The sequence below is a fragment of the Micromonospora sp. NPDC049836 genome (assembly GCF_044465125.1).
GTDB lineage: Bacteria > Actinomycetota > Actinomycetes > Mycobacteriales > Micromonosporaceae > Micromonospora.
The window spans coordinates 338,926-351,786 of record NZ_JBITLH010000007.1 but is presented as its reverse complement, the minus strand read 5'-3'; the positions used below and the strand labels follow the sequence as shown (position 1 = coordinate 351,786).

Annotated in this window: 12 protein-coding genes; 5 read left to right on the top strand and 7 right to left on the bottom strand. The window is 75.3% G+C overall.

Annotated elements, in window-relative coordinates:
- On the bottom strand, positions 1–501 hold the full coding sequence (locus tag ACIBPB_RS21185; protein ID WP_396841243.1) for a DUF1990 family protein: 501 nt from the start codon (positions 499–501) through the stop codon (positions 1–3).
- Between the two features lie 91 nt (positions 502–592).
- On the opposite strand from ACIBPB_RS21185, the gene ACIBPB_RS21180 reads away from it, so the two are divergent.
- Positions 593–1,084: a GNAT family N-acetyltransferase gene (locus tag ACIBPB_RS21180; protein WP_396841242.1), complete on the top strand. Its 492-nt coding sequence runs from the start codon at positions 593–595 to the stop codon at positions 1,082–1,084.
- Between the two features lie 415 nt (positions 1,085–1,499).
- Here the strand turns inward: ACIBPB_RS21180 and ACIBPB_RS21175 are convergent, their stop codons facing one another.
- Positions 1,500–1,922, bottom strand: coding sequence for an SRPBCC family protein (locus ACIBPB_RS21175; RefSeq protein WP_396841241.1), 423 nt, complete (start codon positions 1,920–1,922; stop codon positions 1,500–1,502).
- Between the two features lie 177 nt (positions 1,923–2,099).
- Positions 2,100–2,312: a hypothetical protein gene (locus ACIBPB_RS21170; protein WP_396841240.1), complete on the bottom strand. Its 213-nt coding sequence runs from the start codon at positions 2,310–2,312 to the stop codon at positions 2,100–2,102.
- A 135-nt stretch (positions 2,313–2,447) separates the two neighbouring features.
- Between ACIBPB_RS21170 and ACIBPB_RS21165 the strand changes: the two genes are divergently transcribed.
- Complete coding sequence (locus tag ACIBPB_RS21165) at positions 2,448–3,560, top strand: ATP-dependent DNA ligase (protein ID WP_396841239.1); 1,113 nt, start codon at positions 2,448–2,450, stop codon at positions 3,558–3,560.
- 19 nt (positions 3,561–3,579) lie between these two features.
- Positions 3,580–5,184, top strand: coding sequence for an alpha/beta hydrolase (locus ACIBPB_RS21160; protein WP_396841238.1), 1,605 nt, complete (start codon positions 3,580–3,582; stop codon positions 5,182–5,184).
- A 15-nt stretch (positions 5,185–5,199) separates the two neighbouring features.
- Here ACIBPB_RS21160 and ACIBPB_RS21155 read toward each other — a convergent pair whose 3' ends face one another.
- Positions 5,200–6,507 carry a YncE family protein gene (locus ACIBPB_RS21155; RefSeq protein ID WP_396841237.1) on the bottom strand — a complete coding sequence of 436 codons (1,308 nt, stop codon included), beginning with the start codon at positions 6,505–6,507 and terminating at the stop codon, positions 5,200–5,202.
- A 171-nt stretch (positions 6,508–6,678) separates the two neighbouring features.
- Here ACIBPB_RS21155 and ACIBPB_RS21150 point away from each other — a divergent pair, with 171 nt between their 5' ends.
- Both ACIBPB_RS21150 and ACIBPB_RS21145 read left to right on the top strand, forming a co-directional pair.
- A complete protein-coding gene (locus ACIBPB_RS21150) occupies positions 6,679–7,893 on the top strand; it encodes a helix-turn-helix domain-containing protein (RefSeq protein WP_396841236.1) in 1,215 nt (404 codons plus the stop codon).
- A gap of 48 nt (positions 7,894–7,941) precedes the next feature.
- Positions 7,942–8,394 carry a GNAT family N-acetyltransferase gene (locus tag ACIBPB_RS21145; RefSeq protein ID WP_396841235.1) on the top strand — a complete coding sequence of 151 codons (453 nt, stop codon included), beginning with the start codon at positions 7,942–7,944 and terminating at the stop codon, positions 8,392–8,394.
- 24 nt (positions 8,395–8,418) lie between these two features.
- Here ACIBPB_RS21145 and ACIBPB_RS21140 read toward each other — a convergent pair whose 3' ends face one another.
- Genes ACIBPB_RS21140 through ACIBPB_RS21130 form a run of 3 tightly spaced genes read right to left on the bottom strand, consistent with a single transcriptional unit; the run spans position 8,419 to position 12,859 of the window.
- On the bottom strand, positions 8,419–9,138 hold the full coding sequence (locus ACIBPB_RS21140; RefSeq protein WP_396841234.1) for an ABC transporter ATP-binding protein: 720 nt from the start codon (positions 9,136–9,138) through the stop codon (positions 8,419–8,421).
- The gene (locus ACIBPB_RS21135) at positions 9,138–10,130 is read right to left on the bottom strand and encodes an ABC transporter ATP-binding protein (RefSeq protein WP_396841233.1); all 993 of its coding nucleotides are present in this window, start codon (positions 10,128–10,130) and stop codon (positions 9,138–9,140) included. Before ACIBPB_RS21135 ends, ACIBPB_RS21140 begins: the two co-directional genes overlap by 1 nt.
- Positions 10,130–12,859, bottom strand: coding sequence for an FtsX-like permease family protein (locus tag ACIBPB_RS21130; protein ID WP_396841232.1), 2,730 nt, complete (start codon positions 12,857–12,859; stop codon positions 10,130–10,132). The genes ACIBPB_RS21135 and ACIBPB_RS21130 overlap by 1 nt, the downstream gene beginning before the upstream one ends.
- Positions 12,860–12,861: the final 2 nt, after the last annotated feature.

Genomic DNA, 12,861 nt, shown 5'->3' with positions numbered 1-12,861 from the left:
TCACCGGCCGGCGCACAGCCGGCGCAGCGTCCGCCCCAGCCACCAGGCGTACGCCCGCTGGAAACCCCGGGGGACCGGCCCGGCGGCCCGCAGGTACCAGTGCGCCGGCCGGCTGAACGCGCTCACCTCGAACCAGGTCCCGTCCCGGTCGCGGGTGACCAGGAACGCCTCCTCACCGATCTCCGGATGCCCGGGCAGCGTGCCGTAGCCGAAACCGGCGCGGTCCGGCTCGTCCACGGCCCAGACCACCTCGGTCGGGCCCCAGATCCGCAGCGGGCCCACCCCGAGCCCCGGGGTGACCCGTACCCCCGGTGCGGCGCGCGGCGCGTCGGCGCGCATCACCACGCCGGCGGCGCGGTGCAGCCGCCAGCCGAGCACCGCGTCCGCCGCGGTCGGGAAGCCGCCGTCCGGCAGCCGCACCCGGTGGCGCAGATGGTGGTAGCCGGCCGGCAGGCGCCCGTCGCGGGTCGCCCCCACCTCGGCGTACGTCAACTCGGGCACGGCCGCCTCCTCGGGTGGGACACCGCCAGCGTACGGCCGGGGCGGGTGGGCCGCCGGACACCGGCCGGGCGGGTTGTGGTGGGCTTGCCGGGTGACCGATCAGGTGACCATCACCCCGGCCGGAGTCGCGGACGCCGGCGAGATCCTCACCGTGCAGCGCGCCGCCTACCTGGTGGAGGCGCAGCGCTACGCCGACCCGTTCCTGCCCCCGCTGACCGAGACCCTGGACGAGGTCCGCGCCGCCCTGGCCGGCCCGACCATCGTGCTGGCCGCCCGCCACCGCGCCCGCCTCGTCGGCTCGGTACGCGCCCGCGTCGACGGGGACACCGCGCACGTGGGCCGGCTCGCCGTCGCCCCCGACCAGCAGGGCCGGGGCGTCGGCGGCCGGCTGCTCGCCGCCGTGGAGGACGCCTGCACCGGCCGGGTGGGCCGGTTCGCGCTCTTCACCGGCGCGCAGAGCGAGCAGAACCTGAGCTTGTACGCCCGGCGCGGCTACCGGGTGGTGTCACACCGGCTCGACGAGAACGGCAACCGCCTGGCCGTGCTGGAGAAACTGCTCGACACCTCCGGCCCGCGCACCTGACCCACCCTCCGGCCCGCGCACCTGACTCGGCCTCCGGGCCGGCCGGCCGCGGACGTCCCGTGGCGATCCGGTCCCTCGGCACGTGCCGACCGGTCCATCACTTCGGCGCGATATGCCTCTGCGGCATGTTTATGCCGCAGAGGCATATCGCCAGAAGTTCTTCGCCGGCTGGCCCGGGTCACTCACCGTGAGCGAGGAGACGGCGTGGCCGTTCCTCCCCCCGGGCGTCAGCCGCTCGCGTTGCTCTTCGACGGGGCCGGGGCGGGCGACGAGCCGCCGGCGTTCAACCGGGAGCTGTCGCACCCTGGCGCGAACGCGCCCGGGTGCGTCGTGGCGTTGGGCGTGGCCGTGCGCACGGCGTCCGGAACCTGGCCGCGGTTGGCCGGCCGCCAACGGCCCCGGTGGGCGGCCGCCGTCAACCCTGCTCGCAGCGGCGCTTGAGCCCCGCCGCCTCCTGCTGCAGAAAGCGGCGGATGGTCCGGCCGGCCAGCAGCCCGACCAGGCCCGCCAGCGGCCCGGTCTGCACCATGACCAGCTCGGCCCGGATCCGCCCGTCCGGCAGTGGCGCCAAGCGGTGCTCGCCGCGGCTGCGCACGCCCGGGCTGTCCGACTCCCAGACGAAGGCGTGCGGCGGGTCGATCTCGGTGACCCGCCACACGGCGGGCCGCAGCCTAGGCTGCGCCAGCCGGGCCGTGGAGCCGAGCGTGAACGGCCCCGGCTCCAGCCGGCGGGCGTCGCGGACCGACGGGGTCCACTCAGGCCAGCGTTCCACGTCGATCTGCACGGCCCAGACCTGATCCAGGTCGGCGTTGATCTCGACGGTTTCCGCGAAGCGCATCTCGCTCCCCTCCCCGGCGGATTGCCCGACTCAGGCTAGCCCCCATCGACAGCGGGTGATCCAGCGGCCGCCGAGCCTCGCCGGACGCGGCACCACGCCGGGGCCCCCGAGCGGCACGACAACCTGGGTCGGTCGGTCGGCCAGCGGGCGAGGCCGGGTGGCCAGCGGGCCGAGGGGTCAGGCGGCCTCGCGGAGGTCGGCCAGGCCGACCGGGGCGTGCCGGCGCAGCAGGTCTTCCAGCTCGACGACCGAGGCGACCTCGCCGATGACGTTGGCGCCGCCACCGAACTCGGTGCGGTAGCGGTGCACCAGCCGGTAGCGGTACCGCCGGCGGATCAGTTCCACGCTGACCCGCCAGCGCCCGCAGCACCCGCAGCTCCACTCCGGCACGCGCCGAACGCTAGCTCTGACCTGCGGTTTCATCATCCGGGCGGGGGTGACGAAGGAGCCGCGAGCGGGACACGCCGCCGCGAGCGGGCGGTGATCTGCCTCACGGCCGTCGGTGGGGTCTGATTGACTGTCGCCGTGGACCTGCCGATCAATCCGCCGGTCGAGCCGATGCTGGCCAAGAGCGTGCCCCAGCTGCCCACCGGCCCCGGCATGACGTACGAGCCGAAGTGGGACGGCTTCCGCTGCATCGTCTTCCGGGACGGCGACGAGGTCGAGTTGGCCAGCCGGGGCGGCAAGACGATGACGCGCTACTTCCCGGAGGTGGTCGAGCAGGCGCGCCGTCAGCTCCCGCCGCGGTGCGCGGTCGACGGCGAGCTGATCGTGATCCGCCGCGACGGGCCGGACGGCCAGCCGCGACTGGACTTCGAGCTGCTCGCCCAGCGGATCCACCCGGCCGCCTCCCGGGTGAAGCTGCTCGCCGAGACCACGCCGGCCGACTTCGTCGCCTTCGACCTGCTGGCCCTCGACGACGAGCTGCTGACCGACCGGCCCTATCCGGAGCGCCGGGCGGCGCTGGAGAAGGCGCTGGCCAAGGTCCGCCCGCCGGTGCACGTCACGCAGGTCACCACCGATCCGGAGACCGCCCGGCGCTGGTTCGACGTGTTCGAGGGCGCCGGGCTGGACGGTTTGATCGTCAAGCCGGCCGACCTGCCGTACGAGCCGGGCAAGCGGCTGATGTTCAAGGTCAAGCACGCCCGCACCGCCGACGCGGTGGTGGCCGGCTTCCGCTGGCACAAGTCCGGCCCGGTGGTCGGCTCGCTGCTGCTCGGCCTCTACGACGACGCCGGGGTGCTGCACCACATCGGGGTCAGCTCGTCGTTCACGGCGGCCCGGCGCAAGGAGCTGCTCGACGAGTTGGAGCCCTACCGCGACGTGGGCGAGGACCATCCATGGGTGCACGGCGACCACGAGCGCGGCCAGCGCATCCCGGGCGGGGTGAGCCGGTGGACCGGCACCAAGAACCTGGAGTGGGAGCCGCTGCGCCCGGCGCTGGTGGCCGAGGTCGGTTATGACGCCATGGAGGGCGACCGGTTGCGGCACACCGCCCAGTTCGTCCGCTGGCGGCCGGACCGGGACCCCCGTTCCTGCACCTACGAGCAGCTCGAGCGCCCGATCCGCTACGACGTGGACGAGGTGCTGCGCGGCGATCCGGCGGCGACCGTCGGCGGTGAGGGCGGGCGGGCGTAGCCTGGCCGTCGACACGATCATGGAAGGCTGGCACGTGATCCGCTTCTCCGACCGGCCGCGCCGGGCCTGGTCCGCGCTGGCCGGGCTGGTCGCCGTGGTGCTGCTCAGCGCCGGCTGCACCCTGCCGGTGATCGCCCCGCGCACCGAGGGCCAGGGCGCGGCGGCCGCGCCGGGCGCCGCGCCGACCTGGCGGGCCTGCCCGGAGGTCCCCGACGAGCTGGTCGGCCGGGGCGCGTCGGGCATGCGGTACGAGTGCACCCGGATCGCCGTACCCCGCAACTGGGGCGCCGGGGCGACCACCGGGGCGACGGCCGGTCCGGGCGCCGGGGAGACCTTCGAGATCGCCCTCATCCGGATCCGCTCCAACCGGCAGCACGACCGGATCGGGTCGCTGGTGGTGAACCCGGGCGGTCCCGGCGCCTCCGGCGTGGACACCGCCGTCTACCTGTCGTTTGGGTCCGGCTTCGGCGGGCTGCCGGCCGCGGTGACCGACCGGTTCGACATCGTCGGCTTCGACCCGCGCGGGGTGGCCCGGTCCAGTCCCGTGAAGTGCATCTCCGACGGCGACCTGGACGCCAGCTTCGGCTACGACCCCGACCCGGAGAGCCAGGCGTCGTTCGACGGCTTCGTCGACCTCAACCGGCGGGTCGGGCAGCGCTGCGGCGCCAAGTACGGCGACCAGCTCCCGCTCTACGGCACCGAGCAGGCGGCGCGGGACATGGACGCGGTGCGCGCGGCCGTCGGCGACGACAAGCTGACCTACCTCGGCTACTCGTACGGCACCCTGCTCGGGGCCACCTACGCCCAGCTCTACCCGCAGCGGGTACGCGCGCTGGTGCTCGACGGGGCGGTGGACCCGCAGCAGCAGCTGATCGCCGGGTCGGAGAGCCAGGCGAAGGGCTTCGAGCGGGCGTTCGACAACTTCTCCCGCTGGTGCGCGGCGAACGCCGGCCGTTGCCCGATCGCGCCGGACGCCCGGGGCGCGGTCACCTCCGCCATCGACAAGGCCCGGGTCTCCCCGGCCCGGGGCCGGGACGGCCGGGAGGCGACCTCCGGTTGGGTGTTCTACGCGGTGATCTCCTCGCTCTACACCGAGACCGGCTGGCAGGAGCTGGCCCGGGCGATCGACGCGTTGCAGGGCGGCGACCCGACCGGGGTGTTCACCCTGGCCGACGCGTACGCGGGGCGCGAGGAGGACGGGCACTACACCAACCTGTTCGACGCGAACATGGCGGTGAACTGCGCCGACGAGACGGAGAAGCCGACCCGCGACCAGATCCGGCAGCTCCAGTCGCAGTGGCGCACGACGTACCCGTTGTTCGGTCCGGCGCTGGCGGTGGGGATGCTGGGCTGTGTCGAGTGGCCCGGCGGGCGGGACCCGTACCCGACCGGTCGGGCGGTCGGCGCTCCGCCGATCGTGGTGGTGGGCACCACCGGCGACCCGGCCACGCCCTACGAGCAGACCGCCGCGCTGGCCTCGATGCTGGGCGTCGGGCGGGTGCTCACCTGGGAGGGTGAGGGGCACACCGCGTACCCGCAGACCGCCTGCGTGACCGAGGCGGTGGACGCGTACCTGATCTCGCTCACCGTGCCCCGGGCGGGGCTGCGCTGCCCCGCCCGGTGACGGTGTGCCGGCGGCTCAGCCGGCCGGCGGCGTCCAGCCCAGCGGCAGGTGCCCGACGCGCACCCGCTGCGGGTGGTCGCCGACCGGCACGCTGGTGACCTTCTGCCCGGTGGCGAAGTTGATCGCGGTGACCTGGTCGGCGCCGGACTCGGAGATCACGCAGTCCTGACCGTCCCCGCTGACCGTGGCCCAGTAGGGCTTGCTGGCCGGCACCAGCGTGCCCTCCCGCAGGGTGGCCCGGTCGACGACGGTGGCGTAGTCGTCCATGGTGCCGGCCACGCAGAGCCGGCTGCCGTCCGGGCTGACCGACAGCCCGTGGTGGCGGGAGTCGTTCACCCAGGTGGTGCGGTCATCACTGGTGGCCGGGTTCTTCGGCAGGGTGGCGACGCGGGTGATCCGGTCGCCGGCGACGTCGTACTCGACGAGGCCGTTGAAGAAGGAGACCTGGAAGTAGAGCTTGCCGCCGTCCGGGGTGAAGACGGCCGGGCGGACGGCGTCGGAGAGGTCCTGCCGGCCGGCGGCGTCCAGCCGGGACCGCATGTCGATGACCTTCACCACCTGGAACGTGGTGGTGTCGGCGACGGTGATCCGCCGGTCCCCCTTGGTCCAGTCCAGCCAGGGCGCGTCCAGGTCGGTGTTCACCTCGCCGATGGACATGTTCCACAGGTACCGGCCGCCGTCGGTGAAGATGTTCTCGTGCGGCTTGTCCCCGGTGGAGAAGGAGCCGAGCTGCTGGCCGGTGCGGATGTCGAGCACGTGCACGGTGTTGCCGGTGGAGGCGGAGACGGCGACCCGGGTGCCGTCCGGGGAGACGGCCATGTGGTCGGACCGGTAGCCGGAGACCGGGAAGCGCCAGCGCAGAGCCCCGGTGGCCAGGTCGATGGAGACGACGTCGGCGAAGCTGGGCCGGGACACCACCAGGGCGGACCCGTCCGGGGTGGTGTACATGTCGTCGACCAGTTGGTCGTGGCCCTCGCCGGGGCCCTGCCGGATGCCGAGGAAGAAGGCGAGCCGGATCGGGTTGAGGTAGATCTCGCGCAGCCGCTGGGCCCGGTCCGGGACGACGTTGATCCGGCCCAGCCGGGCGTAGTCGCCGCGGGAGCGGATGACGTCCGCGGTGCCGTCCCAGTTGTTGCCTACGAACATCACCTCCTGGAGGGCCGCCGCGGCCGGCAGCGCGGCCTGCGGCACGTGCGCGGCGCGGGGCGCCGCGGCCACCGGGGTCGCGGGGGCGGCGAGGGCGAGGGCCGCGAGGGCCGCGAGGGCGGCGAGGGCGGCCCGGCGGCCGCGCGGGCGGGACGGGTGCGGCGGTGCGGGGGACATGGCACCTCCTGGGAGCCGGTTTCGGGATTGACGTTCCTCTTTGCCGATGGGCGGTGTTACCTTGCGGTAACAAACAGGGAAACAGCCGGCCGCGAGCACCCGATAGGGGCTCGACGCCAACAGCCGGCCGGGCCGGTTGTGCCGCGACGACAACGGGAGGCGCGGGAGGCGATGGCCCGGACCGGAAGCCCGACCCCCTTCGCGACGCTGCTGCGCGACCTGACCGGCGACGCGCTGGCCGTCGAGGAGGTGGTCCGCGCCGCCCGCGAGCACTCCCCCGAGGTGGCCCGGCTCCCCCCGGCGGAGGTCCGCCGGCAGGTCGTCACCCTGCTCACCAGCGGGCTCGGCGCGCTGGAACGCCGGGACGATCCGGCCGAGCGGGACTTCGCCGAGGCGCGCCGGCTGGGTGCCGACCGGGCGGCGCAGGGGGTGTCGGTCGCGGGGCTGCTGCGCGGCGTGCAGGCCGGCCGGAACCGGGCGGTGGAGCTGGTGGTGCGGCACGGGCGGGCCGCCGGCATACCGGACGACGTGCTGGTCGAGGGGCTGCTCACGATCAGCCGCTATGCCGGGGCGGTGGAACGGGCGGTGGTCGACGGCCACCGGGACGCCGAGCGGCAGCTGACCGCCGCCGGCGGGGCGGCCCGCGCCCGACTGCTGCGCCGGCTGCTGCTCGGTCCGGCCGCCGGCGAGCCGCCCGCGGGCCGGACCGCCGCGGGCGAGCCGGCCACGGATGGGCCGGCCGGCGGCGAGCCGGCCGCGGAGCTGATCCGGTTCGGGCTACGCCCGGACGGGCGCTACCACTGCCTGGTCGCGGAGCACCTCGACCCGGTGCGGGCGCACGCCCTGGCCCGCCGGTTGGCCCGGTGCGGCGGGATGCTCGGCCCGGTCGAGGGCCGGTTCGCCGGCCTCGTCCCCCGGCTGCCGGAGAGCGCCGCCGCCCCGCCGGACGCACTGGTGGTGGCCGCGCCGGCCCGCCCGCTGGACCGGGCGCCGGCGATGTACGCGCTCTGCGTCGCCGCGCTGCGGAGCGCGGCCCGGCGCCGGCTGCGCGGCGTACACCTGGTCACCGACCTGGCCGGGGAGACCGCGCTGGACGCCCAGCCGGCCCTGGCCGAGCTGCTGCGGGGGGTCCTGCTGGCCGGCCTCGACCCGGCCGAGGAGTTCCACCGGGAGCTGGCCTCGACCGCGCTCGCCTGGCTGGACCACGGGCAGCGGCTGGACCAGGCGGCCGCCGCCCTGCACGTGCACCCGAACACCGTGCGGTACCGGCTGCGCCGGCTGCGGGACCTCACCGGCGGGCCGCCGGTCGAGGACGGACCGCGTTGGCCGGTGCGCGAAACCCTGCACTGGTGGTGGGCCCTGCGCACGTGGCTGGACCAGCCCTGAACGCCGGTACCGGCGGATCGGCGCCCGCCGCTGTGCCAGGCTTCCGGCATGACCGACGTGATCTTCCGGGAGGCGGTCCGCGCGGACCTGCCCGCCGTCATCGCCCTGCTCGCGGACGACGTGCTGGGCAAGGCCCGCGACTTCACCCAGGTGGACGAGGCGTACGAGAAGGCGTTCGCCGAGATCACCGCCGACCCGCGCAACCACCTCGTGGTGGTCGACCGCGACGGTGAGCTGGTCGGCTGCATGCAGATCACCGACATCCCGGGGCTGGGCCGGCACGGCGCCGAGCGGTCCCTGATCGAGTCGGTCCGGGTCCGCTCGGATCTGCGCGGCCAGGGGCTGGGCCGGGAGATGATGACCTGGGCGATCGACCGGGCCCGGGCGCGGGGCTGCGCGCTGGTGCAGCTCACCACCGACAAGTCCCGCGCCGACGCGCACCGCTTCTACCGCAACCTCGGCTTCGTGGCCAGCCACGAGGGCATGAAGCTGGCCCTCTGAGGCCTCCCCCGGCCCGGCCCCGGGTCAGTCGTCGGCCACGCGGCCGTCGCGCATGGTGAGGGTACGGTCGGCCATCTCGATCAGCGCCGGGTCGTGGGTGGCCACCAGCGCGGTCATCCCGCGGGCGTGCACCACCGCCCGGAGCAGGTCCATGATCGACCGCCCGGTCTCCGAGTCGAGCTGACCGGTCGGCTCGTCGGCGATCAGCAGGTCCGGCTCGTTCGCCAGGGCCCGGGCCACCGCCACCCGCTGCTGCTGCCCGCCGGAGAGCTCGTACGGGCGCTGCGCGGCGTGCCCGCCCAGGCCGACCAGCTCCAGCAGCACGGCCACCCGCTGTTCCCGCTCGGCGGCCGGCACCTTCGCCAGCCGCAGCGGCACCCCGACGTTCTCCGCGGCCGACAGGATCGGCACCAGGCCGAAGGTCTGGAAGACGAAGCCGACGGTGCCCCGGCGCAGCGCGAGCAGCTCCCGCTCGCCGGCCGCGGTCACCTCGTGGCCGGCCACCCGGATCGTGCCGTGGTCCGGCCGGTCCAGCCCGCCGACCAGGTTCAACAGGGTGGTCTTGCCGGCGCCGGACCGGCCCCGGACCGCGACCAGCTCGCCCCGCCCGGCGACGAAGGAGACGTCCCGGACCGCGTGCACCGCGTGCTCGCCCCGACCGAAGGTACGGCTCACCCCCTCGACCCGGAGCACCTCCTCGGTGGGCACCCGCACGGCCGGGGCCGCGAAAAGCTGCTCGCTCATCACTCACTCTCCTCGCTGTGCGCCCGGTCGCCGGGTCGCACCTCGACATGGTCCGGTTCCAGGTTGAGCCGGACCCGGTCGCGCAGGGACAGGGCGTCCACGAAGGACGCCGGCAGCTGCATCCGGCCCGTCCGGTCGAGCACCGCGTACTCCTCGCTGACCAGCTCGGTGCTGCCGTCGGCCGCCAGCCGGGCGGTCCGGCGTACCTCCGAGGAGGTCCGGCCGTCGCGGATGGCGACGGTCCGGCGGACCTGGCTCGCCACGGCGTGGTCGTGGGTGACCACCACGATGGTGACGCCCAGCTCGGCGTTGATGGTGCGCAGCGCGGCGAACACCTCGGCGCCGGTCGCCTCGTCCAGCTCGCCGGTCGGCTCGTCGGCGAAGAGCACCTCCGGGTCGTTCGCCACCGCCACGGCCACCGCGCAGCGCTGCTGCTCGCCGCCGCTCATCTGGCCCGGCCGGCGGTCCGCGCAGTAGCCGACGCCGACCAGGTCGAGCAGTTGCCGGGCCCGCTCCCGCCGGGCCCGGCGGCCGCCGCCCCGACCCGCCAGCTGCATCGGCAACTCGACGTTCTCGATCGCGGTCAGGTAGGGCAGCAGGTTCCGGCCGGTCTGCTGCCAGACGAAGCCGACCACGTCCCGCCGGTAGCTCAGCCGCCGCCGGGCGGAGAGGTTGAGCAGGTCGTACTCCGCCACCCGGGCGATGCCCGCGGTCGGGGTGTCGAGCCCGGAGAGGATGTTGAGCAGGGTGGACTTGCCGGACCCGGAGGCGCCCACGATGGCCACCAGCTCACCCCGGTCGATGACCAGGTCCAGCCCCTGCAGGGCGAGCACCTCCACGCCCTCGGTCTTGAAGATGCGGACCAGGCTGTCGCAGACGATGTGCCCGCGCAGGCGGTCCTGGCCGCCGGCCCGCTCGGCGGCGCGCTCGGCGGCGCGGCGCTGCAGGGCGGCCAGGTCCGGCACGGCGGGGCTCTGTGCGGTGGCGGTCATCAGCTCTCCTCTCCGAGCCGGAGCACCTCACCGAGGCGCATCCGGCGGTTGTTCAAAGCTTCGACGGCGACCGCGAAGCCGAGGGCGACCGCCCCCAACACGACGATCCCGGCGATGAGGCGGGGGTCGAACGCCACCCGGACGGGGGCGCCGCCGGTGAAGGCGGACAGCCCGAGCACCGGGGTGAGCAGCACCGGCAGGAGCGCGCCGACCAGCGCGCCGGTGACCACCGACACGCCGACCAGCGGACCCAGCTCCACCAGGAGCAGCGCCCGCCACTGCCGGCGGGACAGGCCGAGGGTGCGCAGCCGGGACAGCACCTGGCCGCGGGCCCGCGCGCCGGCCAGCACCACGAACGCGATCGCCAGCACACCCAGCAGCGTTCCGCCGGCGGCGCCGGCGGCGAAGCCGAACACCAGCACGGCGTTCGCGCTGCCCTCGCCGACCTGGTGGCGGACCTCCGCCCAGGTGCGGACCTCCGCCTCGCGCGGCGGTTCGGCGCCGGTGACCGCCCCGCCCTGCTGGAAGCGGCGCTGGCCCTCGTTGCCCACGGCGCGCAGCTTCGCGACGTCGAGGTCGTCGCCGGCGACCAGGAAGCCGGTCGGCACGACGACGTGGTCGGTCCGGGGCACCGACTGCCAGGGCAGGATGACGAACCGGTGGCTGTCCGCCCGGAGCATCGGGAAGCTGTCCGCCCGCTCCGCCACCCTGAACTCGTAGCGCTGGCCCTGCACGCCGACGAAGGCGCTGCCGTCCAGACCGGCATCGGCCAGGTCGGCGGCGACCGCCGGGGAGACCACCGCGGGCAGCGGGCCGGACCGCGCGCCGGGGGCGGCGAGCAGCGCGGCGGGCACGTCCACGGGTACGCCGGACTCCCGGACCACCCGGGCCATGGCCGGCCCGTCGACCAGCAGCACGGTGACATCGCCGAGTCGGGCGTCCCCGCCCCTGGCGTCCTTGGCCAGCCGCTGACCCGCCTCCTGCGCCAGCGGGCCGGTCGCCCGCACCCCGGGCAGCCGGTCCAGGTCGGCGCCGGTCTCCGGGGCCAGCCGCGCGGCCTGGATGAGCGCGTCGGCGGGCACCTGCCGGCTGGCCGCAGCGTCCCGACTGGTCTGCAGCCCGCCGGCGACGACCGCGCAGAAGGCCGCGGTCGCGATGGCCAGCACCACGACCACCAGCGGGGTGGTGACCACGGCCCGGCCGGCGCGGGCGGTGCCCAGGAAGGCGACGCTGCCCCGGGTCCGGGCCGCGAGCCGGCTGAGCAGCCGCAGCGGCCACGGGTAGAGCCGGACGGCCAGCACCGCCGCGCCGACGGCGAGCAGCACCGGGACCGAGACCAGGAGCGGGTCGATCTCACCGGGGACGAGACCGCGACGGCGCAGCAGGACGACCGCGAGCACGGCGAGCAGCACCAGGGCCGCCTCCGCGGTGATCCGGCGCGCCGACGGGCGCAGCTTGATCAGGTCGCGCCGCCCGCCGCCACCGGTCGGCGCGGCGAGCGCGGCCACCGGCAACACCAGCGTCACCAGGACGGCCGCGACCACGGCGAGCGCCGCGGTGTTCCCCGGCGCTCCGGGCGCCAGGTTGCCGAGGAACCAACCGATCGCGGCGGCGGGCAGCATCACCAGCAGGCACTCGGCGAGGCTGCGGCGGGCCACGGTGACGCCCGTGCCGCCCCGGGCACGCAACAGGGTGAGTTCGGCGCGGCGCCGGCGGACGGTCAGGCCGGCGGCCAGCAGGACCAGCCCGGCCAGGGTCGCCAGCACGCCGGCCGCGATCACCGCGAGGACCGTACGGGCGGCGGCCACCTCCGCCAGGAACTGTCGCAGCGGGATGTCGAGGCCCTGGACGAGGGTGACCCCCTGCGCCCGCTGACCCATCCGCTGCAAGCTGTCGATGAGCCCGGGCACGTCCCGCGCGTCGAAGCCGTCGGCGACCAACCGGTAGCGCCAGCCGAACCGCAGACCCCAACCGTCGCGGGAGAGGCGGTCCAGCGACGCCCGGTCGGCGACCCCGTACGCGATGAACGGCTGCGCGTCCCCCGGGGGCTCGACCACGTGCAGGATCGACGGCAGGCCCTGCCAGATGCCGTCCGCGCGGTCCCGGGGTTCGAAGACGCCGACCACGGTGATCGGTACCGGCTCGGCCTTCTTCGCCGTTTCGTCGGTGTCATCCGGTGACGTCCTGGTGAGGGTCAGCCTGCTGCCGGCCCGCAGGTTCAGCTTGCGGGCGACCTCGGCGGAGAGCGCCACCTGGATCGGCTGATCGACCCGCACCCCCGGCTCGGGCCAGTGCCCGTCGACCAGGGTGCCGGCGTCGGCGGTCCCGGGCAGGTGCCGTAGCCCGAGGTCGACCAGCAGGTTCTTGGCCGCCAGGTCCGGGCCCCGGACCCGGTCGGCGTTGGTCTCCGCGGTGAACCACCGCTGGCCGACCAGCCGCCGCACCTCCGGCGGCATCTCGTTCTGCTTGCGGGCCAGGTCGGCCTCGAACGCGTCCATCAACGAGGTGCCGTTGCCGGCGTTGAAGATCGGTTCCGGGGTCGTGTAGGTCACGTCCCGCCGCTCGTCCGGCTGGCTGGCCATGAGCGTCCGCAGGCCCTCGTCGGTCCGCGAGTTGACCAGCCGGGGTCCCGCGCTGATCAGCAGCATGACGACCGTCGTCAGCGCCGCGAGCAGCAGGAACTGTCCGCCGTACGCCCGGATCCGCCGGGCGATCGCGCCGATGCTCATCT

Excerpts from the sequence above, each read along its gene's own strand:
- ACIBPB_RS21130 (WP_396841232.1), bottom strand. The coding sequence starts at position 12,859 with ATGAGCATCGGCGCGATCGCCCGGCGGATCCGGGCGTACGGCGGACAG.
- ACIBPB_RS21175 (WP_396841241.1), bottom strand. The coding sequence starts at position 1,922 with ATGCGCTTCGCGGAAACCGTCGAGATCAACGCCGACCTGGATCAGGTC.
- ACIBPB_RS21160 (WP_396841238.1), top strand. The coding sequence starts at position 3,580 with ATGGAAGGCTGGCACGTGATCCGCTTCTCCGACCGGCCGCGCCGGGCC.
- ACIBPB_RS21155 (WP_396841237.1), bottom strand. The coding sequence starts at position 6,507 with ATGTCCCCCGCACCGCCGCACCCGTCCCGCCCGCGCGGCCGCCGGGCC.
- ACIBPB_RS21135 (WP_396841233.1), bottom strand. The coding sequence starts at position 10,130 with ATGACCGCCACCGCACAGAGCCCCGCCGTGCCGGACCTGGCCGCCCTG.
- ACIBPB_RS21150 (WP_396841236.1), top strand. The coding sequence starts at position 6,679 with ATGGCCCGGACCGGAAGCCCGACCCCCTTCGCGACGCTGCTGCGCGAC.
- ACIBPB_RS21140 (WP_396841234.1), bottom strand. The coding sequence starts at position 9,138 with ATGAGCGAGCAGCTTTTCGCGGCCCCGGCCGTGCGGGTGCCCACCGAG.
- ACIBPB_RS21145 (WP_396841235.1), top strand. The coding sequence starts at position 7,942 with ATGACCGACGTGATCTTCCGGGAGGCGGTCCGCGCGGACCTGCCCGCC.